The sequence below is a fragment of the Rhodococcus aetherivorans genome (assembly GCF_011058165.1).
In the GTDB taxonomy this organism is placed as follows: Bacteria; Actinomycetota; Actinomycetes; order Mycobacteriales; family Mycobacteriaceae; genus Rhodococcus; species Rhodococcus aetherivorans.
In genome coordinates this window covers 13,794-36,763 of the sequence record NZ_JAALEG010000051.1, presented here as the reverse complement: position 1 = coordinate 36,763, position 22,970 = coordinate 13,794, and the positions used below count along the sequence as shown (strand labels likewise).

General features: G+C 64.2%; 27 protein-coding genes and 1 tRNA gene. 20 read left to right on the top strand and 8 right to left on the bottom strand.

The window, feature by feature from the left end; all coding sequences use genetic code 11:
* Positions 1–8 precede the first annotated feature (8 nt).
* A complete protein-coding gene (locus G6039_RS18925; RefSeq protein WP_043801922.1) occupies positions 9–521 on the top strand; it encodes a hypothetical protein in 513 nt (170 codons plus the stop codon).
* 2 nt (positions 522–523) lie between these two features.
* Positions 524–742, top strand: coding sequence for a KGG domain-containing protein (locus G6039_RS31460; RefSeq protein ID WP_080688619.1), 219 nt, complete (start codon positions 524–526; stop codon positions 740–742).
* Positions 743–759: 17 nt separating this feature from the next.
* On the opposite strand, the gene G6039_RS18915 is transcribed toward G6039_RS31460, so the two are convergent.
* The gene (locus G6039_RS18915) at positions 760–912 is read right to left on the bottom strand and encodes a hypothetical protein (RefSeq protein WP_161780457.1); all 153 of its coding nucleotides are present in this window, start codon (positions 910–912) and stop codon (positions 760–762) included.
* Between the two features lie 869 nt (positions 913–1,781).
* Between G6039_RS18915 and G6039_RS18910 the strand changes: the two genes are divergently transcribed.
* The 10 genes from G6039_RS18910 to G6039_RS18870 all read left to right on the top strand — a co-directional run bounded on the left by G6039_RS18910 (position 1,782) and on the right by G6039_RS18870 (position 7,211).
* Positions 1,782–2,324: an RNA ligase 1 family protein gene (locus tag G6039_RS18910; protein WP_080688620.1), complete on the top strand. Its 543-nt coding sequence runs from the start codon at positions 1,782–1,784 to the stop codon at positions 2,322–2,324.
* A 24-nt stretch (positions 2,325–2,348) separates the two neighbouring features.
* Positions 2,349–2,624 carry a WhiB family transcriptional regulator gene (locus tag G6039_RS18905; protein ID WP_080688621.1) on the top strand — a complete coding sequence of 92 codons (276 nt, stop codon included), beginning with the start codon at positions 2,349–2,351 and terminating at the stop codon, positions 2,622–2,624.
* Between the two features lie 208 nt (positions 2,625–2,832).
* A complete protein-coding gene (locus G6039_RS18900) occupies positions 2,833–2,976 on the top strand; it encodes a hypothetical protein (RefSeq protein ID WP_161780458.1) in 144 nt (47 codons plus the stop codon).
* A 156-nt stretch (positions 2,977–3,132) separates the two neighbouring features.
* Positions 3,133–3,861, top strand: a complete 729-nt coding sequence (locus tag G6039_RS18895) for an antirestriction protein ArdA (RefSeq protein WP_043801925.1) — start codon at positions 3,133–3,135, stop codon at positions 3,859–3,861.
* A gap of 1,266 nt (positions 3,862–5,127) precedes the next feature.
* Positions 5,128–5,349 carry a hypothetical protein gene (locus tag G6039_RS18890; protein WP_043801928.1) on the top strand — a complete coding sequence of 74 codons (222 nt, stop codon included), beginning with the start codon at positions 5,128–5,130 and terminating at the stop codon, positions 5,347–5,349.
* A gap of 135 nt (positions 5,350–5,484) precedes the next feature.
* On the top strand, positions 5,485–5,727 hold the full coding sequence (locus G6039_RS18885; RefSeq protein ID WP_152103961.1) for a hypothetical protein: 243 nt from the start codon (positions 5,485–5,487) through the stop codon (positions 5,725–5,727).
* Positions 5,724–6,017 carry a hypothetical protein gene (locus G6039_RS18880; protein ID WP_043801932.1) on the top strand — a complete coding sequence of 98 codons (294 nt, stop codon included), beginning with the start codon at positions 5,724–5,726 and terminating at the stop codon, positions 6,015–6,017. Before G6039_RS18885 ends, G6039_RS18880 begins: the two co-directional genes overlap by 4 nt.
* Positions 6,010–6,315, top strand: a complete 306-nt coding sequence (locus G6039_RS31455) for a DUF7427 family protein (protein ID WP_420902768.1) — start codon at positions 6,010–6,012, stop codon at positions 6,313–6,315. The genes G6039_RS18880 and G6039_RS31455 overlap by 8 nt, the downstream gene beginning before the upstream one ends.
* Positions 6,299–6,652: an HNH endonuclease signature motif containing protein gene (locus tag G6039_RS18875; RefSeq protein ID WP_152103960.1), complete on the top strand. Its 354-nt coding sequence runs from the start codon at positions 6,299–6,301 to the stop codon at positions 6,650–6,652. Before G6039_RS31455 ends, G6039_RS18875 begins: the two co-directional genes overlap by 17 nt.
* A 67-nt stretch (positions 6,653–6,719) precedes the next feature.
* Positions 6,720–7,211 (top strand): DUF3846 domain-containing protein, encoded by a 492-nt coding sequence (locus G6039_RS18870; RefSeq protein WP_152103959.1) that lies wholly within the window; start codon positions 6,720–6,722, stop codon positions 7,209–7,211.
* Between the two features lie 138 nt (positions 7,212–7,349).
* On the opposite strand, the gene G6039_RS18865 is transcribed toward G6039_RS18870, so the two are convergent.
* Positions 7,350–7,643, bottom strand: coding sequence for a hypothetical protein (locus tag G6039_RS18865; RefSeq protein WP_043801938.1), 294 nt, complete (start codon positions 7,641–7,643; stop codon positions 7,350–7,352).
* A 201-nt stretch (positions 7,644–7,844) separates the two neighbouring features.
* On the opposite strand from G6039_RS18865, the gene G6039_RS31450 reads away from it, so the two are divergent.
* Positions 7,845–8,597, top strand: a complete 753-nt coding sequence (locus tag G6039_RS31450) for an HNH endonuclease (RefSeq protein WP_080688622.1) — start codon at positions 7,845–7,847, stop codon at positions 8,595–8,597.
* The gene (locus G6039_RS18855; RefSeq protein ID WP_043801941.1) at positions 8,590–9,768 is read left to right on the top strand and encodes a tyrosine-type recombinase/integrase; all 1,179 of its coding nucleotides are present in this window, start codon (positions 8,590–8,592) and stop codon (positions 9,766–9,768) included. The genes G6039_RS31450 and G6039_RS18855 overlap by 8 nt, the downstream gene beginning before the upstream one ends.
* A 113-nt stretch (positions 9,769–9,881) precedes the next feature.
* Here G6039_RS18855 and G6039_RS18850 read toward each other — a convergent pair.
* From G6039_RS18850 to G6039_RS18840, 3 genes are all read right to left on the bottom strand, one after another.
* Positions 9,882–9,953, bottom strand: a tRNA-Val gene (locus G6039_RS18850).
* 34 nt (positions 9,954–9,987) lie between these two features.
* Positions 9,988–10,452: a peroxiredoxin gene (locus G6039_RS18845; RefSeq protein ID WP_006947670.1), complete on the bottom strand. Its 465-nt coding sequence runs from the start codon at positions 10,450–10,452 to the stop codon at positions 9,988–9,990.
* Positions 10,453–10,498: 46 nt separating this feature from the next.
* Positions 10,499–10,921: a DUF3052 domain-containing protein gene (locus tag G6039_RS18840; RefSeq protein WP_006947669.1), complete on the bottom strand. Its 423-nt coding sequence runs from the start codon at positions 10,919–10,921 to the stop codon at positions 10,499–10,501.
* A gap of 356 nt (positions 10,922–11,277) precedes the next feature.
* On the opposite strand from G6039_RS18840, the gene aceE reads away from it, so the two are divergent.
* The 6 genes from aceE (at position 11,278) to G6039_RS18810 (ending at position 19,715) form a co-directional block, all read left to right on the top strand.
* Entirely contained in the window at positions 11,278–14,130 is a 2,853-nt protein-coding gene (aceE, locus tag G6039_RS18835) for a pyruvate dehydrogenase (acetyl-transferring), homodimeric type (RefSeq protein ID WP_043800888.1), read from the top strand.
* Between the two features lie 42 nt (positions 14,131–14,172).
* Positions 14,173–15,486: a PucR family transcriptional regulator gene (locus tag G6039_RS18830; protein WP_006947663.1), complete on the top strand. Its 1,314-nt coding sequence runs from the start codon at positions 14,173–14,175 to the stop codon at positions 15,484–15,486.
* Between the two features lie 128 nt (positions 15,487–15,614).
* Positions 15,615–16,532: an ACP S-malonyltransferase gene (locus G6039_RS18825; protein ID WP_043800890.1), complete on the top strand. Its 918-nt coding sequence runs from the start codon at positions 15,615–15,617 to the stop codon at positions 16,530–16,532.
* A gap of 115 nt (positions 16,533–16,647) precedes the next feature.
* Entirely contained in the window at positions 16,648–16,926 is a 279-nt protein-coding gene (acpM, locus tag G6039_RS18820) for a meromycolate extension acyl carrier protein AcpM (RefSeq protein WP_006947659.1), read from the top strand.
* 8 nt (positions 16,927–16,934) lie between these two features.
* Positions 16,935–18,182, top strand: coding sequence for a KasA/KasB family beta-ketoacyl-ACP synthase (locus tag G6039_RS18815; RefSeq protein ID WP_006947657.1), 1,248 nt, complete (start codon positions 16,935–16,937; stop codon positions 18,180–18,182).
* 99 nt (positions 18,183–18,281) lie between these two features.
* Positions 18,282–19,715: an acyl-CoA carboxylase subunit beta gene (locus G6039_RS18810; protein WP_006947656.1), complete on the top strand. Its 1,434-nt coding sequence runs from the start codon at positions 18,282–18,284 to the stop codon at positions 19,713–19,715.
* 70 nt (positions 19,716–19,785) lie between these two features.
* Here the strand turns inward: G6039_RS18810 and G6039_RS18805 are convergent, their stop codons facing one another.
* The 3 genes from G6039_RS18805 to G6039_RS18795 form a co-directional block, all read right to left on the bottom strand.
* Positions 19,786–20,292, bottom strand: coding sequence for a DUF3145 domain-containing protein (locus tag G6039_RS18805; RefSeq protein WP_006947655.1), 507 nt, complete (start codon positions 20,290–20,292; stop codon positions 19,786–19,788).
* 103 nt (positions 20,293–20,395) lie between these two features.
* Positions 20,396–21,226 carry a serine hydrolase domain-containing protein gene (locus tag G6039_RS18800; protein WP_043800892.1) on the bottom strand — a complete coding sequence of 277 codons (831 nt, stop codon included), beginning with the start codon at positions 21,224–21,226 and terminating at the stop codon, positions 20,396–20,398.
* Positions 21,227–21,263: 37 nt separating this feature from the next.
* Positions 21,264–22,391 (bottom strand): NDMA-dependent alcohol dehydrogenase, encoded by a 1,128-nt coding sequence (locus G6039_RS18795; RefSeq protein ID WP_029544303.1) that lies wholly within the window; start codon positions 22,389–22,391, stop codon positions 21,264–21,266.
* Between the last annotated feature and the right edge of the window lie 579 nt (positions 22,392–22,970).

Below are 22,970 nucleotides of genomic sequence, written 5' to 3'. Positions count from 1 at the left end.
AGAAACAAATGATCACCCAGGAACGATTCAACACCGTCATCCATTTGCTCTCGAAGAGCGATGACCTCGAGCACATCGCGATCCAGGCCGGCATGACCAAGTCGTCTGTCAAGCTGATCCGCCAAGAGAAGACCTGGGAAGAACACCTACGTCGTAAAGCCGTGAAGGCTGCAAAGGTCCGCGAGGCCAAGTCTCGGCGTTCCTCGACCGCGACCGTTCCAACCGTAGTGACTGCTACTCCACAGCCCCAGAAGCCCGTGTTTGAAGAGGACCCGCGTTACGCCATCCCTCCTGTGAGCCTGCACGTACTCAACGACGCTTACTTGGAGTCCAAGGAGCAGTACGAGAAGGTCGCCACGGCGTTGGTCGATGTCCGAGAGGACCTGGCTGATATCAAGCTCTCTATGCGGACACTGCTGCACGCGACGGCAAGCCTCCAGCGGGCGGATGTCCGGCGAACGGTTCACGAGAATCAATCGTGGTGGCGGCGCATGTTCGGGCGCGGAAAGGAGGGACTGTAGCGATGGCCGGGACCAAAGCTGGCGGTAAGAAGGCTGCCGCGACGAACATTGCCAAGCATGGCGCTGACTTCTATAAGCGCATCGGCGCCATTGGTGGTCGCCTAGGACGTACCGGAGGCTTTGCCGCCGACCCTGAACTCGCCCGGATAGCTGGCGCTAAGGGTGGCCGGATCAGCCGGCGTCGCAAGCGCCAAGCAGACGCCGAACCGAACCGGACCTAGCGGAAATAATCGATCGGTTAGATGGCGCTCGTGATCTCAGAAGCCTCGCTGGGACTGAGCTCGCCCTTGTCGACCAGGTCGCGAGCGATTTCGTTGATCTTGTTGCTGAGGGCGTCGTCCGGCGATTCCTGGTACTTCCGGATCAACAGGTCGAGCTGGGCGCGGCTCATGAGCAGTCCTTCCTACGGATGATGTCGGAGGGACAGTACCAGTCAGCTGCTATTTCGGTGCCGAGGCCGTTTTGGACACCAGCACCTACACATCGCCGGCACGGACACAGTGCCGGCAGACGAAAGCCAAGCTGCCTAGATCGTCGTCCTGCCGTAGCTCTCTAATTGAGCACGGGAAGGCCGACCACTTCTGGCACTGGAAGCAGTAGTGCTCGTCCAGGCCATTAGCGACCATCCAGGCGACCACGCGGCGTCGGAGCCTATCGCCCGCCACAGCCTTAGGGCGCGGGGGACGTGGGCCGAGGTACTTGTTAACCGCCTTCTGGACAGTACGCAGATGCTCGCGTGGTATACCGGCCTGCTCCATGAGTTCGGGAACGGTGCGCCAGTCACCAGCCTGCGCGATTGCGAGCAGTTCATCGAGATCGAAGACGCGTGGTAATGCCATATGGGCCTATTATACGAAAGTTCGCGACGAGGCACTTCGCCGATGACAGATTGTACGACCCGTGTTTGGGCGATCTAACAGAGGTCAGCTGAAAGAAGTACAGCAAGACAATGTTTTTCGGCACTCCGCCACTTGACGTAAAACCAGCTAACATTGCGTAGTAGTCGCGTTTTCATGGCTAGACCATCAGAACCAAGTGACTGTCAAGCGAACGCCGCGACGCGACGAAACACCCGACTTTTCCACAGGTAGCCAGCACATCGACATCAACGAACGTCAAACAGGCAGCGTCGCCCTTGACTATCGCCGGCTCGCCTGGATGACCAGCGTACTAACAATCACAACGATTAGTAGTGTACGAGCGCTTGTCGTCCGGCCGAGCTGGTGAAGCTGAACAACTTAATAAGGAGAACAACTGGACATGAAGAAGATAATCAGTCTATTCAAACGCGACTATGAAGGTACCCACCTTGTGTACGACGAGGTTGTACCTGGAGCAGAATGGGTGCTCCAAGGCGAGGGCATTGCCACTCGAAAGTGGGACGGAACCTGCGCCAAGATCGAGAGCGGCACGCTCTACAAGCGTTTCGATTCTAAGCAGGGCAAGACTCCTCCAGCCGGTTTCATCGCCGCACAAGACCCAGACCCCGTTACGGGACACTGGCCGGGTTGGTTGACAGTCGGAGATGGCCCGGAAGACAAGTGGTTTCGCGAAGCCATCGACAACTGTGGAGATTTGCCAGACGGGACGTATGAACTGGTGGGTCCGAAAGTACAGGGCAATCCGGAGCAGTTTGAGGAGCACGAACTCGTCCGCCACGGCACCCAAGTACTCGATGCGCCCCGAGCATTTGACGAGCTGAAGGCGTGGTTTGCTGACAAGGACATCGAAGGTGTCGTCTGGCACCGACCTAACGGTGACATGGTGAAGATAAAGAAAAAGGACTTCGGACTGAAACGATAACCGTTAAACAAGGAACATTTGAATATGAACCCCGAGAACATCCCCTCAATCGCTGACCACCCGAACTTCCGGGAAGCCAGTTGCCGCCAGGTGGACGCCGAGACTGCTGACGCGTACTGGCATCCTAGTCGGTACAACTCAGCCGCCGCCAAGATGGCTCGCCGCATCTGCCAAGGCTGCGTGATCCTCGAAGACTGCCGGGACTACGCACTCAAGACGCTGCCCGAACATGGCATCTGGGGCGGCCTTGATCCCCATGAGATCGAACGTCGAGCCGGCTATAGAGGACAGGGCGCATGAAGTGGCCGACGCTGGAAGGACTTGATGAAGCGCGTTACAAGCGACTACATGAGCGTGGGTGGCACCGTTGGTTCGCCTGGTACCCGATTGTAGTCGGTGATCACTGGTATTGGCTTACCACCATTGAACGTAAGCGTGAGGGTGAGGGCAACCCATATCTAGGACACGTCTACAAATACGGCTATTGGATCTACCGGGAGCGCTCATCATGAAGATCCCCCGACGTACCTGGCGCGACCGTGCAAAGTCAGCACTGACCACCATCGCCTTCGGTGCCGGCCTCATCCTTCTGGCAGCTATGGTGATGTACGTGTCGATCCTGATACTGCCCGTCTTGATCTGGCACATGTAGGCGCACTGTGGCGTGATGTGAATAAGCACCTGCCAATAGCATCAAGGGCCTCCTGCCCTAGTGAACGCCACGCAGGCTCAATGAAATTATGATGCGCTTGATTCGTCAGCGACAATCTGCGTAACTAGTACCAAATCCTAAGCAGGACAACTAAACATGGAATACAACCCATTCCCCGACAAGCACGAACACCACTGGACCGACGCCGACCTCATCGACCACGAACTGGAAGCGGCGTCCGAAGAAGAGCGGGACATCTCCGACGCGGCGGCCCGTGTCATCGCCAGTCAATGGCATGGCGGCCAGGCGAGCGACCTCTATAGCTTCGTGTCTACCGGCGAAATCAGTGACGGCATTCAGATCGAGCTGGCCAGGGAGATTGCCGACGCCGAGGAACCAGACCGTGACCACCTCGCCGCCCTCTCGCGCTACCTGATGAACCGTGAAGACACTGGCGCAGTCGAGGGATGGAGTGACCTGTGGCTTCAAGCACCCGATACCGAACGCGAACCCGGCGACAACTGTGCGGCTTGCGGCAACCACTGGAGTAGCCCGCACTCCCCCGAGTGTCCGCTGAACACTGACGAACCGGAGACCACCCCCACATCCGCCTACATCGAACTGTTCGGTGATGACCCGGCACTTCTGGCGCAGTTCAATGAGCGCTACCTGGGGACGTTTGCCAGCCTGGCGGCCTACGCACAGGCCATTATCAGCGGCGGCGACATGCTGCGAGCACTTGACGAGGCACCTATCCCGGACGACCTACGTGAGTACATCCACTTCGACTACGCAGCACTGGGCAAGGCGTGGGAGGTGGCCGGCGAGATCGTCACAGCCGAGACAGATGACGGCCGGATCTACGTGTTCAGCAAGCGCGCTTGATGGCAAACCATGTTCGACACATGTCGGACTTGGTTTTCCACATGTGGATAAAACCAGCAGAAAAAGGTATTGCAAATCATTCCGTTTTTGTCATACTAATAACAGAACAAAGCGAAAAGGAGTGGCCAACAGAAAGCAATGAGAACAAATCAACAAGAGCAGAGCGAACTTTCCCAATTTAAACTAGAGTACGAGCGCGGCGACGACATTGGCTTCCTGAAGCTGATCGGTCAGTACAAGACCAAGCGCCGGGCGCGGGCCGCTCGCAAAGCCAAGGAGGGGGACTTACGGTCTCATGGATAACATCACCTTCTACCTGACCATTGCGTCCATTCTCGTCGCAACCCCTCTCATTTCTCTCCTGCTGATGACGAAGGTCATCCCAGACGAGATGGACCGCGAGTACAGGGAGTAATACCGGTTGCCCTTCGTCGCAGAATAGCCCTAGTGACTAGCAGCGGCGCTGTCCGTACTGAGCGAACCTCGGTGGCAAGCGGGCAGTCCCACTAGAACCTTTACAAGCAAGATATTATGTAGCACGCTGGTGAGCAGGTCGAACCGAGACGGGAGGCATCCCTAGGTACGGAAATCGGAAAACAGTCACTCCCAGATGGCGGAGCGGAACCACTGACCCTGCAACACGAAGAATACCGCCTGAGTCATGAATCAAAGCACCGAGAGCGCAGCTAGCAAGCTTAACGTGCTTACTGGTGTGCTACATAGTTGAAAGCATGAGTCTTCGACGCCGACCTGCGAGCGGCGTCGAAGACCAATTCTGGTCAGGTGATGCCACCCTTACCTGACTGGAATTGGGCGCATGAACATCGATAGCAGTTAACAGCCGTTCGTGCGCTTCGCACCTCATTCCCGGCAGTTCCAGTCGCTGACAGCTGGCACTGCCTGTTCTACAGTTCTCCGCCGGCGCATCGAAATCCGGCGGACTAGTACCGCTCAGGTGATGCCCACCCTTACCTGAGCGGTACTGGGCAGACGATGGGACCTGCGCGGTTCCGTTTTTTTGGATCGTCTGCGCTGTCAGGGCGACCGCGCCGGTCGCCCATCCTGAACCTTTCACAGTCATGCACCTATCGCTCCTTTTCTGTACTGTGCTGCGACTTCCATGCCTGCCCTGCAGGCTCGCAGCTGATGTCTCCTTTTTTGTGAATCGTAATCCCACGTACCGCAATCGACAGTCGGGCTAGTACGAGTGATTGTGACAGGTTCAGGATGCAAATCCGGATCAACAACTAAACAGGAATTCATCACATGTCCTACAACGGACCAGAGAGCCTACGGAATCAACCTTGCACGAACGAGCTGGACAGTACGCGTGAGTTTACCTCGCAGGAGGTAGCCAAGCTTGCCTTGTACTTAGTTTTCGAAGACGCGTTCGGCGCGGCCGACGAACGGCTTATCACCCGGGAAGAGGCGATCGAGTACATGCAGGCGGCGGCTCCTGGGATCTTGCGTGGAGATGGTTTGACATGAGCGACCGAACCCCTAGTCCCGTTAAGCACAATACGTTGGCCTGTTACATCATTTGGCGGCTCATTCAAGACGCACTTGCAGGAATGTGGGAGCGCTACCGCCAGGACCAACGAAAGCAAAGAAGAAGGGGTGATTATGAATGAATATAAGGAACTAACCGATCTGTTGGATGTTCTCGAAGGCCCGTACGGCTGGAGGGCAAATATGGATGCACTTCTCAAGGCAGACCGCACCCGCGCTATCCGCGACGCTCAACTAGAGGTTCGATTCAGCGGCCTATCCGACGAAGGCATACAGAAGCTGGTAAGCGACTTGCAGGAGGAGCAGCATCGTCGCGAGCAGGCTGCCACCGACAAATCAGATCAGGAGGTGATATGACAGAAAAACTAGCAACCAACCGTACCCACGACATCCCCGCACCCATTCCGGAGTACGTAGATACCGAGGACCAACTGGTCATCGGCCGTGAGCGTGACTTCCTGGAACTACAGACGCCAGAGCACGTCCGGGAGATCGGCGCGTATGCCCTGCGTAGGGCGCAAGAGCTGATCGAGTTGGCCAGCCAGTGCGAATCTGTCCTAGTGGATTGGGGTGAGGCAGAGAAGTCACGAGCGAGGAAGATCGACGTGAGCAGTCGGTTGCGGGTGTTTGAACAGGACAATGGGTGAGCACCTACCCCTCCCGGAGCGCCGCAAAGTAGGCGAAGCAGCATGGCTGATCGGGCTGAGCGCGGTCGCAGCGTATGAGGTGGCTTGTCCTCCAGGACATACGTTGTCGGAGGCATTAGATATCCACCTCTCCGACCCACTGAAGCGCCGACTCATCGAGGGTGCGCTGGCGATCACGGCACTCCACCTGGCGAACCGCCTGCCAGACGCCATAGACCCCTATCACCAAGTTGCACGTCTGGGGAGAAAGCTGGGGATAAGGCGAGAGCCGGAGGCTGGTGATGCCCTTAGTTCGTAACTGCAAGGTCTGCGGCAAGCAGATCACGGTCTACAACACCATCCAGAACAAGTGTCGGGACTGCAGCGTCAAGAACGCTAAGCCGATCCCCCAACGCGGCAAACAAGCTCGCATGTGGGAGACCTTCCGGGACAAGGTGGCAATCCCCTACCTGGATAAGAAGTACGGGCATGTGTGCAGCGTCGCTGGCTGCAACGAGACGAAGGTGGACGTCGACCACATCAAAGGACGCGGCTCTCACCCCCACCTCCGCTACGACGTGAAGAACCTGCGATACCTATGTCGCAAGCACCATATCGAGCGCACAGGCGTTCCCCAGTGGACGAAGAAGTCCTAGATCGCGGGCATCATCCTGCGCCCAACCGGACGCAGGTCGTACCCACGATCAGAAGGACGTGAGTCTCATGAAGAAGGTTCTCTGTGCGGTTATCCCCGCAGACATGGATGCCGAAGTCGGCCACATGGAGTTCTACGCCGGCGACCTGTCGGCGATGCAGGGCCTGGTAAGCGGTCTGGTGGAAGCCATCGACCTCAACGACTACCAGGCGACCATGTGGGCCAACGAGGAGAGCAAGAACCTCGGCCTCCCGATCAACGCAAGGGCCTCGATGTTCTTGTGGCTATCTGACCCGCGCTGGCGCTTCCGCGACCACATCCGAGGCGATGTCTTCATCACCGGCCTTCCGGACGAGGAAGGCGACACCCAGTCGATGCCGATGGAGCTGTTCCAGTTGCTCTTCCGTACGGCGAAGTATCGCACCGAAGTTCAAACCGGTGGCGACTCCTGGGCCGGGAATCGGCTTGAGTTCGAGGAGTACTTCGAAGCAGCTCATGCCGTGCTGGACCTCGCCACACGGTGGAGGCTCGTTACGCACTGCCGCGTGGTTGCGGCCTGATCGTTGATAGCCCGTCACAGCCAGTGGCGGGTTTTTCCTTGCCAATTAAAAGACCCGCGCCTACACCGATGCTGAGATCAGGTGTAGTCGCGGGTTGTTCAGTTGATGAAGTTGTGTAGATCGGATCACTCTCCCTGGTCAAGAGCGCGGGGAGAATCCACTCCGACGCCCCCTCGCCGAATCGAACTCAGCGAGCTTCTCGGCCGGCACGAGCTTGGCAAACTCGGCCTGGGTGCAGATGACCTGTTCGACAGAGCCGTCTGCGTGCTTGTACTCCAACTCGATGACGTTGGACAGACGCTTCAGCGAGGACAGTTCCTCGGCAGTTGCGTCGAACACTTTGTTCTCGGAGCGGATGACAACCGTCACGACCTCGTGGTCCTTGATCTCGTTGCCGGTCAGATCCGATACACGAACCTGCTTGAAAGCCATGTGATCCACCTCCCTTCAAAAGAACGTCGCGTCTGCCGGGAATGGCTATCGCGGTATCTAATTAATTACATAGTCCAGTATTCAAGTAAAGGACAGAATTTAGTAAAATGGTAGTACAACAAAAAACCCCGAAGTCGTAGTTCGGGGCCATGTCTCGATTATATCGCGTTGGCCTCCATTCGGGAATAGGAGGAACAACCAATGCAAAAAACAGTAGATGCAGTCTGCATCTGGTGCGGAAGTGACTTTAAGGCGCAGACACGGTATGTCAGAATAGGAAAAGGCAACTACTGCTCCATCGCATGTAGAAAGTTGGGACCAGCCGTCCATAGACGACAGCAGTGCATCTTGCCACAAGATACCAGCGTATCGCGCTATATAGCACTATCCAGTAGCTCATATACCGTAGTGAGCCCAGAGGACTATGAATGGGCCAATAGTTTCTTGTGGTGCCGAAGCGCCAAGGGTTATGCGACCCGCACTATTCATGCACGAGACGGATCGCCCCAACGTCAATTAAGGCTCCACGTAGCACTGATGGAACGGATACTAGGCCGCGCTCTATCGCCGCGCGAGTTGGTTGACCATCACGACAGGGTTCCATGGAACAACAGACGCAGCAATCTACGCATCGTCACTAAAGCTCAGAACAATACAAACAAGGCTTCTGCCATTGGGTCAAGTTCGATCCACAAAGGTGTATATCGACGCAAGGATAGAGCAAAGTTCTTAGCTGCCATCAAATCTGGCGGAACTCGCATAAACATCGGCTCTTTCGTAGATGAGTTAGAGGCAGCCTACATGTATGACTGCTATGCCTCGGCACTCCATGACGAGTACGCGGTCTTAAACTTCGACTATTGCGAAGTACCTCGCCAGGATAAAAGCGCCGTTCTACCCAATCCGGTAAAATGGGACACTCCCCTTCCATTCTCCGAGGTGGCCCATGCCTAGAATCCAGCTACCCCCGCAAATCAAGAAAGTCGAGCTTTCAACGCGCAAGAACGGCCGGCAAGAGATTCGTTATCAATTAACAGTCGATGTAGGGCATGTCGACGGGAAGCGGAAGCAGTACCGCAAGCGCTTCGAGACCGAGGCCGAAGCACGGGCCGAACTTGCCAAGATCATCGACCAGCGGGCGTCAGGGACCTACGTCGGCCGTCGCAAGGACACTGTCGCCCAAACGGTCGAACAGTGGCTCGCTGGTCGCACCGGATGGCAGGAAACGACCCTCACAGGGCACCGCAACCGCCTCAAGCCGTTGGTGGCGCTCTATGGCGACCTACCGATCCAGGACTTGAAGAAGGCGCATATCGACACCCTCATGGCCCGCTTAGAGTCCGGTGACATTCCCCGGCCCGATGGCAAGAAGCGTCGCCCCTCGAACGGGCAGTCACGACGGAACATCCTCAGCTCGATCAGGCAGATGCTCGACAGCGAGGTAAAGCAGGGGCATCTCCCCCGGAACGTGGCCCACTTCGTCGATACGCCGAAGCTCGACAGCACAGAGCGCCAGACCCTCACCGTCGAGGAGCTGCAGCGGGTTCTCGACATCACCGCGAACGACCGAGACGGACATCAGCATCAGCTTGGATCGCTCGGACTCCGCAAACAGGAACTTGCCGGCCTTGGGTGGGAGCACATCGACATGGAAGCGCACACGATGCGGATCGTGCGGACGCGGACCATCGCGGACGGCAAGGTCGTCATCGGCAAGCCTAAGACTGAACGCTCCGGCCGGGTGCTTCCAATCCCCGATCCTGTGTACACGTCGCTCCTGCACGCGCGAGCCGTCCAGCAACGGGAGAAGTTGGAAGCTGGCGACAAGTACCAAGACAGCGGCTACGTCTTCGTGGACTCGTTAGGCAGGGCGATGTACCCCGACTACCTCACAGACCGCTGGAAGGCTGCCTGTGAGCGCGCTGGAGTGCCGATAATCAATCTCCACGATGAGCGGCACACCTGCGCCACGCTGATGATCCTCAACGGCGTGCCGGTCCCGACGGTGTCGGCCTGGCTGGGTCATGCCACGCCGTCGTTCACGATGGCGCGGTATGTCCACAACCAGCCGCACGCCCTCGTGGCGGCTGCGCAGACGCTCGGAGACCTGGTCAAGAGCAGATGAGTCACGCGAGTTCCCCGCGAGCTGTGACAAGTTGTGATCATTCGACCAGGCCGTGACAACGCAAAACGCGCAGGTGAGGGGCAAATAACCCTTCTCACCTGCGCGTTTTCTTGTGGGCGCGGAGGGTTTCGAACCCCCGACCGCTGGTGTGTAAAACCAGAGCTCTACCACTGAGCTACACGCCCGCAAATCCGACGGCTCGCGCCGCCGGACTGTGCCTCAGGACTTTAGCGCGGCCAGCGCTCGCACCCAAGCGCCCTGGTCACGGGGTTCGCCGGGCTGATTCTCCTCGGCGAACCGGATGATGCCGTCCTTGTCCACGACGAACGTGCCGCGGTTGGCGAAACCGAACTTGTCGTTGAACACGCCGTAGGCCTGGGCGACGGCGCCGTGGGGCCAGAAATCGGACAGCAGCGGGAACGTGTAGCCCTGCTCGGCGGCCCAGATCTTGTGCGTGGGCGAGGCCCCCACCGAGACGGCGATGATCGCGGTGTCGTCGTTCTCGTACGTCGGCAGGTCGTCCCGCACGGCGCACAGCTCGCCCTGGCAGACCCCGGTGAACGCCAGCGGGTAGAACACGAGCAGCACGTTCTTGTGCCCGCGGAAGCTCGACAGGGTCACTTCCTGGTTGTTCTGATCCTTGAGTGTGAAATCGGGCGCCTCGGCACCCACCTCGATCGCCATCGCGTCGGTCGTCCTTACTTCGGTGGAGGTGAACTGAGCGGTGCGCTCAGCGCTTGGTGCGGGCGGCCTTCGGCTGCACCAGCCGGCTGCCCACCCAGTCGCCGAGGTTGGCGGTCGAGGTCTGGGTCAGGCCGGCGGTCGTGGCCGATTCGGCGATCTCGCTGGGCTCGACGTGATCCGCGCGGCCGGTCTTCGGGGTCAGCACCCAGACGACGCCCTCGTCTGCGAGCGGACCGATCGCATCCATGAGCGCATCGACGAGGTCCCCGTCGCTGTCGCGCCACCAGAGGAGCACCACGTCGACGACCTCGTCGGAGTCCTCGTCGAGCAGGTCCGATCCGATGGTGTCCTCGACGGCGGCCCGCAGGTCGTCGTCCGTGTCCTCATCCCAACCGAGTTCCTGAACCACCTGGTCGTGGGTGATACCGAGCTTCTGAACGTAGTTCTGGGCGTCCGCCGCGGCGACCACGGTGGTGTCCTCCTTCGGTTGGGCCGCGGGCCTGCCGCGTACCGGATGTCACGAGCGATTTTTCAAAGCGAACATCCTCGGGGGGCTCAACGCAAGCCGAATCGCAAGGAAAGTCACAACATTCTTCCGGGGACGTTACCGCGAGGAGCTCCGCACCGCCGATTCTGCCGCGCGGAGTCGAATGGTCCGGATACCCGCCTCGCGGCCGCTTCACACCCGGGGGGATGCCTCCCACCGCGCGATGGGGGAAGATGAGCAGTGCATCTCGTTCAGATGTCGATGAGTCGGCTCCCACAAGAGCCGGCCTACGGAGCGGGCGCCACACCTGCGCGCCCCACCACGATGAGGAGCAGACGTTGACAGACCTGATCCACGAGCCCGATTCCTCGACGAGCGCCGCCACACAAGGCGCCTCGGAAGCGGGATCCTCGCCGAACACCAGCGGGGCCTCCGACGGCCGCGTGCGGGTCATCCGCGAGGGCGTGGCCTCCTACCTGCCGGACATAGACCCGGCCGAGACCACGGAGTGGCTCGAGTCCTTCGACGGGCTGCTCGAGTCCGCCGGTCCTGCGCGTGCCCGGTACCTGATGCTGCGCCTGCTCGAGCGTGCCGGCGAGCGCCACGTCTCGATCCCGGCACTGACCTCGACCGACTACGTGAACACCATCCCGACCGAGAACGAGCCCTGGTTCCCCGGCGACGAGGAGGTCGAGCGTCGCTACCGTGCCTTCATCCGGTGGAACGCCGCGATCATGGTGCACCGCGCGCAGCGCCCCGGCATCGGCGTCGGCGGCCACATCTCCACCTACGCCTCCTCCGCGGCGCTGTACGAGGTGGGCTTCAACCACTTCTTCCGCGGCAAGGACCACCCCGGCGGCGGCGACCAGATCTTCATCCAGGGTCACGCCTCCCCCGGCGTCTATGCCCGCGCCTACCTCGAGGGGCGCATCCCGGCCGAGCAGCTCGACGGGTTCCGCCAGGAGGCCAGCCACGCCGACCAGGGCGGCGGCCTGCCGTCCTACCCGCATCCGCGGTTGCTGCCCGACTTCTGGGAGTTCCCGACGGTATCGATGGGCCTCGGCCCGATGAACGCGATCTACCAGGCGCGGTTCAACCACTACCTGAACGACCGCGGCCTGAAGGACACCTCCGACCAGCACGTGTGGGCGTTCCTCGGCGACGGCGAGATGGACGAGCCGGAGTCGCGGGGTCTCGCGCACGTCGCGGCGACCGAGGGTCTGGACAACCTCACGTTCGTGGTCAACTGCAACCTGCAGCGCCTCGACGGTCCGGTCCGCGGCAACGGCAAGATCATCCAGGAACTGGAATCGTTCTTCCGCGGCGCCGGCTGGAACGTCATCAAGGTGGTGTGGGGTCGTGAGTGGGACGCCCTGCTGCACGCCGACAAGGACGGTGCGCTGGTCAACCTGATGAACGCGACGCCGGACGGCGACTACCAGACCTACAAGGCCAACGACGGCGCCTTCGTCCGCGAGCACTTCTTCGGCCGCGACCCGCGCACCAAGGAACTGGTCAAGAACCTCAGCGACCAGGAGATCTGGAACCTCAAGCGCGGCGGCCACGACTACCGCAAGATCTACGCGGCGTACGCGGCGGCGATGGCGCACAAGGGCCAGCCGACGGTGATCCTCGCGCACACGATCAAGGGGTACACCCTCGGCAAGCACTTCGAGGGCCGCAACGCCACGCACCAGATGAAGAAGCTCACGCTCGAGGACCTCAAGTACTTCCGCGACCTGCAGCGCATCCCGATCTCGGACGCCGAGCTCGAGGCGAACCCGAAGATGCCGCCGTACTACCACCCGGGCAACGACTCCCCGGAGATCCAGTACATGCTCGAGCGGCGGCGCGCGCTCGGCGGGTTCCTGCCCGAGCGCCGCACCGCCAAGGCCCCGCTGACGCTGCCCGACGACAAGGCCTACGAGGTGATCCGCAAGGGCTCCGGCAAGCAGCAGGTGGCCACCACCATGGCGCTGGTGCGCATCATGAAGGAGCTGCTGCGCGACAAGGAGATCGGTCCGCGCATCGTGCCGATCATCCCGGACGAGGCCCGCACCTTCGGTATGGACTCGTGGTTCCCGTCGCTGAAGATCTACAACCGCAACGGCCAGCTGTACACGTCGGTCGACGCGGAACTGATGCTCGCCTACAAGGAGAGCGTCGTCGGGCAGATCCTGCACGAGGGCATCAACGAGGCCGGTTCCACCGCATCGTTCACCGCCGTCGGCACCTCGTACGCCACGCACGGGTTGCCGATGATCCCGCTGTACATCTTCTACTCGATGTTCGGCTTCCAGCGCACCGGCGACGGGCTGTGGGCGGCGGCCGACCAGATGGCCCGCGGTTTCGTGCTCGGCGCGACGGCCGGCCGCACCACCCTCACCGGTGAGGGCCTGCAGCACGCCGACGGGCACTCGTTGCTGCTGGCGTCCACCAACCCGGCGGTGGTGTCGTACGATCCTGCGTTCTCCTACGAGCTCGCGCACATCGTCAAGGACGGTCTGCGCCGCATGTACGGCGGCACGGAGGGTGTCGACGGGTTCGGCGGCGAGAACATCTTCTACTACATCACCCTCTACAACGAGCCGTACGTGCAGCCGGCCGAGCCGGAGAACCTCGACGTCGAGGGCCTGCTCAAGGGCATCTACCTGTACCGCCGCGGCGAGGGCTCCGGGCCGAAGGCGCAGATCCTCGCCTCCGGTGTGCTCATGCCCGAGGCGCTGCGGGCGCAGGAGATGCTCGCCGACGAATGGGGCGTGGCCGCGGATGTGTGGTCGGTGACCTCGTGGGGCGAGCTGCGCCGTGACGGCGTCGAGTGCGAGCGGCAGGCGCTGCTCGACCCGGGTGCCGACGCTCCGACGCCGTACGTGGCCAAGGTCCTCGCCGACGCCGCCGGTCCGTTCGTGGCGGTCTCGGACTGGATGCGCGCGGTACCGGACCAGATCCGGCAGTGGGTGCCGGGCGACTACACGACGCTCGGCGCCGACGGGTTCGGGTTCTCCGACACCCGCCCGGCCGCGCGCCGGTTCTTCAACATCGACGCGGAGTCGACGGTGGTCGCGGTGCTCGCCGCCCTCGGCCGGGACGGCGCGATCGATCGCTCGCAGGCGGTCGAGGCGGCCCGGCGGTACCGCATCGACGACGTGGCGGCGGCTCCGGAGCAGACCTCGGATCCCGGCGTGGCCTGATCCGACCCGCTCCGCCGCGGGCGACGGGCGTAGTTTCGTCCCATGGTCGCAGAACCCGCAGAGCCGCGTCCGAGGCGGGCACCGGGCGTCCCTACCGGGCGTCCGGTGCCGCCGGCGCGGCCGGAGCGTGATCCCCTGCCCGACGCGCTCCTGCGCCGGGTCAAGCAGTTCTCCGGGCGGCTGTCCACCGAGGCCGTCCACGCCATGCAGGAGCAGTTGCCGTTCTTCGCGGATCTCGACGCGTCGCAGCGGTCCAACGTGCAGCTGATCATCCAGACGGCGGTCGTCGACTTCCTCGAATGGGTGCGCAACCCCGACAGTGATCTGCGGTTCAGCCTGGACGCGTTCCAGGTGATCCCGCAGGATCTGGCACGCCGGCTGACGCTGCGCCAGACCGTGGACATGGTCCGCGCCGCCATGGAGTTCTTCGAGCAGTGGCTGCCCGCGCTGGCGCGCAACGAGCAACAGCTCGTCGCACTGACCGAGGCGACGCTGCGCTACGGCCGGGAACTGGGCTTCGCCGCAGCCTCGGTCTACGCCAGCGCGGCCGAGTCCCGCGGCGCCTGGGACACCCGCCTCGAGGCGCTGGTCGTCGACGCGGTGGTCCGCGGCGACACCGGTTCGGACATGCTCTCGCGCGCCGCGACGCTGAACTGGGATGCGACGGCGCCGGCCACCGTGATCATCGGCACTCCCCCGCCGAACGAGGGTGTGTCGGTCGTGACGACCGTGCACTCGATCGCGCAGCAGCACGGCCGCGCCGCGCTGGCAGTGGTGCAGGGCGAGCGGCTCGTGATGGTGGTCAGCGGGGAGCTGCACGGCAGCATCGAGGCGATGACGTTCCGCTCCGAGCTGATGCGCAGCTTTTCCGACGACCCGGTGGTGATCGGTCCCACCACGCCCACCCTCGCGTCGGCGCACGCGTCCGCGGTCGAGGCGATGGCCGGCATGGAGGCGGTGGCCGGGTGGCGAGGAGCGCCGCGGCCGGTGCACGCCGCGGAACTGCTGCCGGAGCGGGCGCTGCTCGGCGACGCGGGGGCGATCGCCGCGCTCGAGGACGACGTGGTGGCTCCGCTCACCGAGGCGGGTCCCGCGCTGGCCGACACCCTCGACGCATACCTCGACTGTGGGGGTGCTGTCGAGACCTGTGCCCGACAGCTGTTTGTTCATCCAAATACCGTCCGGTACCGGCTCAAGCGGATCACAGAAGTCACCGGCCGCGACCCCACGAATCCCCGTGATGCTTACGTGTTGCGGATAGCCGCCACCGTGGGAAGGCTGGCTCGAAGTCATAACGAATTACGAACTCCAGTCCCACCAGTCTCCCGTTTCACACTGCGCGAACCGGGCACGTAACGGGAGGCGGCGTTCCGTCGATGGTGGACGCCGACGTGCTGTTTTGTGGGAACCCTACAAAACAGCAAGCGAGAGTTCATCCCTACCGACATCTCGCAAGGCCCTGTCCAGGGTGTTCTCTGATCATCGTGATTTCGCTGCTCGCCCCCGGTCAGGGCTCCCAGACACCCGGCATGCTCGCCTCCTGGTTGGAGCAGCCCGGCGCCCGCGATCGCATCCAGCTGTGGTCGAAGGCCTCGGGCCTCGACCTCGAACGCCTCGGCACCACCGCGACGGCCGAGGAGATCACCGACACGGCAGTGACCCAGCCGCTGGTCGTCGCGACGGCGCTGCTGGCCTACGAGGAACTCGGGGCCCGCAACCTCGTCCCGGACGACACGATCGTCGCCGGCCATTCGGTCGGCGAGCTCGCGGCCGCGGCAATCGCCGGGGTCATCAGCGCGGACGAGGCGGTCATGCTCGCCGCCGTCCGCGGTGCCGAGATGGCCCGGGCGTGCGCGATCGAGCCGACCGGGATGTCGGCCGTGCTCGGCGGCAACGAAGAGGACGTGCTCGCCCGGCTGGCCGAACTCGACCTGACGCCGGCCAACATCAACGCGGCCGGCCAGATCGTCGCCGCCGGTCGCCTCACGGCACTCGAGGAGCTCGCGGCGAACGCTCCGGAGAAGGCCCGGATCCGGCCCCTGCCGGTCGCCGGCGCCTTCCACACCGTATTCATGGCCCCGGCCCAGGAAGCCGTCGCCGAGGCCGCGGCGAAGATCGTGCCCAGCGATCCGACCCGCACGCTGCTGTCCAACTCCGACGGGGCACCTGTCACATCCGGAGCGGACGCACTGACCAAGCTTGCCGCGCAGGTCACCCGACCGGTGCGCTGGGACCTGTGCACCGCGACCCTGCGCGCGGCCGAGGTCTCGGCGGTCGTGGAGCTTCCCCCGGCCGGCACCCTGGTCGGCATCGCCAAGCGGGAGATGCGCGGCACGCCGACCACGGCACTCAAGACCCCTGAGGAGATCTCAGCGCTGGCCGAATCGCTCCGCGTCGGCTAGTTTGCTGCGCGCGCGTCGCGCAGTACGGGACCTGCCCTCGACGGGCACCCGGAATCCGGGCGGAATCCGCCACCCGGTCCGATCAGCAAGACGAAACGAAGAAGGGAGCCACAACGTGGCCGCCACCCAGGAAGAAATCATCGCCGGTCTCGCGGAGATCATCGAAGAGGTCACCGGCATCGAGCCCTCCGAGGTGACCGTCGAGAAGTCCTTCGTCGACGACCTCGACATCGACTCCCTGTCCATGGTCGAGATCGCCGTGCAGACCGAGGACAAGTACGGCGTGAAGATCCCCGACGAGGACCTCGCCGGCCTCCGCACCGTCGGTGACGCCGTCGCCTACATCCAGAAGCTCGAGGCCGAGGGCGTCCAGGCCACGAACGACAACGAGTGAGCTCAACCGTGACTTCCGCCTCTCCCCGCACCGGGACATTCCCCAACGTCGTCGTCACCAGCCTCGCGGCCACGACATCGATCGCTGGTGACGTGGATGCCACGTGGAAGGGCCTGCTCGCCGGTGAGAGCGGCATCGATACGCTGACCGGCTTCGTCGACGAGTTCGACCTGCCGGTTCGCATCGGCGGCAAGCTCAAGACCAGCCCCGACGAAACCCTCTCGCGCGTCGAGATCCGCCGGATGAGCTTCGTCGAGCGGCTCGCGCTGGGCCTCGGCCGCACCGTGTGGGAGAACGCGGGCAGCCCGGAGGTCGACCGCGAGCGCCTCGGTGTCGTCATCGGCACCGGTCTCGGTGGCGGCGAAGCGCTCATCGACGCCGTCGACAAGCTGCGCAACGACGGCTACCGCAAGGTGTCCCCGTTCGCCGTGCAGATGGTCATGCCGAACGGCCCGTCGGCGACGGTGGGCCTCGAGCTCGGTGCGAAGGCCGGCGTGCTGACGCCGGTGTCCGCCTGCTCGTCCGGCAACGAGGCCATCGCCCACGCCTACCGGATGATCGCGATGGGCGATGCCGACATCGTCGTCGCCGGTGGCGTCGAGGGTCAGCTCGACGCGGTCGCCACCGCCAGCTTCGCCATGATGCGGGCGCTGAGCACCCGCAACGACGACCCGAGCAGGGCGTCGCGTCCGTTCGACAAGGACCGCGACGGCTTCGTCTTCGGCGAGGCCGGCGCGCTGATGGTGCTCGAGACCGAGGAGCACGCCAAGGCGCGCGGCGCCACCATCCACGCCCGCCTGCTCGGTGCGGGCATCACCTCGGACGGATTCCACATCGTGGCACCCGATCCCGAGGGGACGGGCGCGGCGCGTGCCATGACGAAGGCCATCAATGGCGCCGGCCTGTCGCCGTCCGACATCGGCTTCGTCAACGCGCATGCCACGGCCACACCCATCGGCGACATCGCCGAGGCGAAGGCGATCAATTCCGCGGTCGGCAACCATGCCGCGGTGTATGCACCGAAGGGAGCCCTGGGGCATTCGATCGGTGCGGTCGGCGCGCTCGAAGCGGTCCTGACGGTCCTGAGCCTGCGGGACGGGGTCATCCCGCCCACGCTCAACGTGGACAACCAGGATCCAGAGATCGATCTCGACGTCGTGAAGGGCGAAGCCCGTTACGGCCGGATCGATTTCGCGCTGAACAACTCGTTCGGTTTCGGTGGGCACAACGTTGCGCTCGCGTTCGGCCGGGCCTGACCCGACCGGACTTCGCTCGCCGTCGGGGTGGGGGTCTCGTCACGGGACCCCCACCCCCGGCGCCCATCCCCCGCTCTTGCCTTGCCCGAGGAGAACGCGATGACCGTCCTGGAACCTGCTCAGACGCGCGACGCCGCCGTCGACCCCCGCGATCCGCTCCGGAGGCTCGAGCGACTGTTCGACGCGGGCACCCTGAGCCTGCTGCACCCCCGGGACAAGTCCGGCATGCTCGCCGCGATCGGTTCCATCGACGGCGTCCGGACCGTCGCGTACTGCTCGGACGCCACCGTGATGGGTGGCGCCATGGGCGTGGACGGCTGCAAGCACATCGTCGACGCCATCGACACGGCCCTCGAACAGGACGTCCCGATCGTCGGGCTGTGGCACTCGGGCGGCGCTCGGCTCGCGGAGGGCGTCGACTCCCTCCATGCCGTCGGCCTGATCTTCGAGGCCATGGTCCGCGCTTCCGGCCGGATCCCCCAGATCTCCGTGGTTCTCGGCTTCGCGGCGGGCGGCGCCGCCTACGGCCCCGCACTCACCGACATCGTCATCATGGCGCCCGAGGCCCGCATCTTCGTCACCGGCCCCGACGTGGTGCGCAGCGTCACCGGCGAGCAGGTCGACATGGAATCCCTCGGTGGGCCGGACACCCACACCAAGAAGTCCGGCGTCGCCCACATCGCCGCCCACGACGAGGACGACGCCCTGCACCGGGCCCGTCGCCTCGTGTCGATGCTCGCCGAGCAGGGCGAGTTCGACCTCGACGCCGCCCGTCGCGGCGACACCGACCTGCGGGCGCTGCTGCCCGAATCCCCCCGCCGCGCCTACGATGTCCGCCCGATCGTGCACGAGCTGCTCGACAACGTCGAGGGCGAGTCCACCTTCGAGGAACTGCAGGCCGGATGGGCCCGGAGCGTCGTCACCGGCTTCGGCCGGCTCGGCGGACGCACGGTCGGCGTCATCGCGAACAATCCGCTGCGTCTCGGCGGCTGCCTGGACTCCGTCAGCGCGGAGAAGTCCGCGCGTTTCGTGCGCCTGTGCAACGCCTTCGGCGTTCCCCTCGTCGTCATCGTCGACGTGCCCGGCTACCTGCCCGGCGTGAGCCAGGAGTGGGAAGGCGTGGTCCGTCGCGGAGCCAAGCTGCTGCACGCATTCGCCGAGTGCGAGGTGCCCCGCGTGACGCTGGTGACCCGGAAGATCTACGGCGGCGCCTACATCGCGATGAACTCGCGCGCACTGGGCGCGACCGCCGTGTTCGCCTGGCCGGACGCCGAGGTCGCCGTGATGGGCGCCAAGGCGGCGGTGGGCATCCTGCACAAGCGGGCCCTGGCCGCGGCGCCGGAGGAGGAGCGGGAGGCACTGCACGACCGTCTCGCCGCCGAGCACGAGGCCATCGCCGGCGGCGTGGGCCGGGCGATGTCGATCGGCGTCGTCGACGAACTGATCGATCCGGCGACGACCCGCAGCACCCTCGCCCAGGCGCTGGCCGCGGCTCCCGCGCGCCGCGGCCGCCACAAGAACATCCCGCTGTAGGCGGCTGCGCCGCCGGTGCGTCTTTCGGGTTGCCCCAGCAGCCCAAAGGACGCACCGGCCGCGCAGCGGCCTACCCCACGTTCCGGCGCAACCAGGTCACCTCGGCGCCCTCGCCGCCGCTGCGGTAGGGCTCGAGCGCCTCGTCCCAGGCCGTTCCCAGCACCCGGGTCAGTTCCTCCTCGATGTTGCCGCCGGCGAGCAGCGCCCGCAGCCGCATCTCTCCGACCACGACGTCCCCGTTCGCGCTCGTGTTGCCGCGCCACAGCCCCAGTCCCGGCACGTGGCTGTAGCGCTCGCCGTCGACGCCGTCGCTGGGGTCCTCGGTGATCTCGAAGCGGATCATCGGCCACACCCGGAGGGCGTCGACGAGGCGTGCGGCGGTCCCCACGGGACCCGCCCAGTTCACAGTCGTGCGCAGTTGTCCGACGTCGACCGGTTGACCGATCCAGGTGAGATCCGGACGGCAATCGAGGGTGGCGGCCAGTGCCCATTCGATATGCGGGCAGACCGCAGCAGGCGACGAGTGGATGTAGACCACCCCGGTCGTCGCATCCGCGAACTGGTTCGACGCGCGCACTACACACCTCCACTTCGACGAGGGACGTCTTCCCCAACGGCCTGACATCGAAGCGGTCGCGCATGGCGACAGGGGACAGTCTGCCTGTGTTACTCCTGTTTCGCTAGGGAACGGATGAGGAATTTGAGAATTCGGTGAGTACGTCGTCCGCGAGGGCCGGCCACCGCGGCTTGGCCCAGTCGCCGAAAGCCCTGTCGGTCAGCGCGACACACGCGACCCCCGCGCGGGGATCGACCCACAGGAATGTACCGGATTGGCCGAAGTGCCCGTACGTTTCGGGCGAATTGGCCGAACCGGTCCAGTGCGGGTTCTTCCGGCCGCGGATCTCGAACCCGAGCCCCCAGTCGTTGGGCTTGTGCATGCCGTATCCGGGCACGATCCCGTCGAGCCCCGGGAACTGCACCCGGGTGGCCTCCGCGAGAGTCTGCGCGGACACCAGGCGGGGCGCGAGCAGCTCCGCGGCGAAGTGCGTCAGGTCGGCGAGCGACGACTGTCCCCCGTGCCCGGCGGGTCCCGGCAGCGACGATTCCCGCATGCCGAGCGGCTCGAAGACGGCCTGGGTGAGGTATTCGGGGAACGGGATGCCGGTCTCACCCGCGACGAGCTCCGCGAGGATCTCGAAGCCCGCGCTCGAGTAGATCCGTTTGCGCCCGGGCTCGGCCTGCGCCCGGCGTTCGTCGAAGGCGAGTCCCGACGCGTGTGCCAGCAGATGGCGGACGGTGGATCCCTCCGGACCGGCGGGCTGATCGAGCTCGACCGCACCCTCCTCCACGGCGACGAGGACCGCGTAGGCGACGAGCGGCTTGGTGACCGACGCGAGACGGTAGAGCCGCAACTGGTCGCCGTGCCCGGCGACGACACCGCCGCCGCGGGTGAGAACCGCGGCGGCGGCGTGGTCGACGGGCCAGTCGGAGATCGCGTCGAGGCTGTTCACGTACCCAGCCTAGAAGACGGCGCAGGCTACCGCGCGATCACCGATCGGCGTCGGTGTACTTGATGACGCCGCGGATGTTCTTCCCGTCGAGCATGTCCTGGTAGCCGTCGTTGATCTGTTCGAGGGTGTAGGTGCGGGTGACCATGTCCGCGAGGTTGAGCTGTCCGGACTTGTACATCGCCAGCAGGTTGGGGATGTCGACCCGCGCGTTGCAGCCGCCGAAGATGTTGCCCTGCAGATCCTTCTGCAGCATCGCGAACAGGAACGCGTTCAGCTTCACGTCCATGTCCGTCATGTGCCCCATCGCGGTGACCACGCAGCGGCCGTTCTTCGCCGTCAGCTGCAGGGCCTCCTCGACGTATTCGCCGCGCATCTCGCCCACGGTGATGATCGTCTTGTCCGCCATGCGGCCCCAGGTGGTCTCCATGATCGGCATGAGCGCCTCGGCCATCGACGCGTAGGCGTGCGTCGCGCCGAACTTCAGGGCCTGCTCCCGCTTCCACGGCACGGGGTCGATCGCGAAGATCTGCCGCGCCCCGGATGCGACGGCGCCCTGCAGCGCGCTCATCCCCACACCCCCGATGCCGATGACGGCGACAGCCTCACCGGGCTTGACGTCTGCGACGTGGGTGGCCGACCCCCAGCCGGTGGGCACGCCGCAGCCGACGAGGGCGGCCAGCTCGAACGGGATGTCCTTGTCGATCTTGACGACCTGGGTCTGGTTGACCGTCATGTAGGGCGCGAAGGTACCCAGCAGGCACATCGGGATCACGTTCTGGCCGCGTGCCTGGATCCGGTAGGTGCCGTCGGAGATGGCCATGCCGCTGAGCAGGCCGGCGCCGAGGTCGCACAGGTTCGAGTGGCCGGTGGCGCACGACGGGCAGCGGCCACAGGCCGGAATGAAGGACAGGACGACGTGATCGCCCACTTCGAGGCCCACGACTCCCTCGCCGACCTTGGTGATGACACCGGACCCCTCGTGGCCACCCATCGCCGGGAAGGACGGCATGGGCGTCGCTCCCGTGACGATGTGGTGGTCCGAGTGGCACATGCCCGCCGCCTCCATGCGGATCTGCACCTCACCCGCGACCGGGTCGCCGATCTCGATTTCCTCCACCGACCACGGCTCGTTGAGACCCCACAGGATCGCGCCCTTGGTCTTCATCTGCATCGCCCTCCGTCACAGTGCGTGTGTACGCATGTGACCATAGCCACAAGACGGCGAAATTGGAACAGGTTCTATGTGTGGCGCGCTGCCGGGTCCCCGCCCGGTCCCGGGTGGGGACTCCGCATGGACACGGCAGCCGAAAGCCGGACCGCCCCCCAGGGCTCCGCCCACCGTCACCGAACCCTCCCCGCCGGCCGGGGCAAACCGGACCGACCGCGCGAACAGGACTCGGACCAGGGTGAATCGCAGGGTGAAGCTCGGGAACCGCGTAACCCTCGGCCGTCCGGCAGCGGTGTAGACGGCATGAACGTGATCGCGTCGCTGCTCGTCGCGTGGGTGGCCGTTGCTGCGGTGGTTGCCACGATTGTCGGGGCAGCGATCGCCCTCAGAGCCGAGCACCGGTCGCCGCGGTCCGCCCCGCGGCGGACGAACGGGCCACGGCGGTCACCGCACCGTGCGGCACGCGGCGAGCGACTCCGCACCGGCGTGTGCGCGAACTCGCGGGACTGACGCGACGAACACCCCCGCCCCGTCTGCTCGAGGCGGGGGCGTCCGGTATGCGGTGACGCCGAGCGT